This window comes from Bacteroidota bacterium (genome assembly GCA_030017895.1).
In the GTDB taxonomy this organism is placed as follows: Bacteria; Bacteroidota; Ignavibacteria; order UBA10030; family BY39; genus JASEGV01.
In genome coordinates this window covers 1-640 of sequence record JASEGV010000170.1, presented here as the reverse complement: position 1 = coordinate 640, position 640 = coordinate 1, and the positions used below count along the sequence as shown (strand labels likewise).

2 protein-coding genes are annotated in these 640 nt (G+C 38.4%); both read right to left on the bottom strand.

Annotated features, from left to right (window positions below; translation table 11 throughout):
- The coding region (locus tag QME58_14500; protein ID MDI6805021.1) for a hypothetical protein at nucleotides 1-238 on the bottom strand (238 nt) is incomplete at its 3' end.
- 152 nt (nucleotides 239-390) lie between these two features.
- On the bottom strand, nucleotides 391-640 hold a 250-nt coding region (locus QME58_14495), incomplete at its 5' end, for a hypothetical protein (GenBank protein ID MDI6805020.1).

Genomic DNA, 640 nt, shown 5'->3' with positions numbered 1-640 from the left:
CGACAACTGAATAATTTGCACCCTTTTTGAACTCGATGATTACAAAAGCTTTGGCGTCCTTGTCATAAGCCAGCGTATCAATCCTAAGATTGCCAAGTTGAAACTCTCCACGGACTAGTTGTAACCCGAAAAGCGAGCTCAGATTGGTTTCGACAATTGCTTGAATATCCCTTTCAAACTTGAATGGGTGTTCTTTTATGAGTTCAAGCTGCTTATGTGCTATTTTGTATAAAGGCATTGGGGTAACATTCCTTTTTCTTTAGGGCAAGTGGCGCATAACGGGTGCAACAAAAATGCCGTCCCGCTTGACACGATGATAGACCAATTTCTTTAGGTGGCAAGCGGGATGGATCATTTTACATTTTTGTAGCTGTTAGGCGAAATTCTCATTTAATTATTCGGCCATTTTTGGATCTTTGATTTTAATTGAAGTCCATAGTTGGTGATTCTCTCTGTCGTTGTAAATAACACAATCGCTGTTCCGATGGTATCTAATCGAGAGGTAACTATCTTAGATTCACGACCCTTCGGAAGAACAAATACAGAATCTTTGTAAATCATAGAGACGCTCTCATTAGCATTAATACTTAAGGGCAGTTCCAAAAATTCAAATATAAGTTTAGTGTTATAGATTTTATCG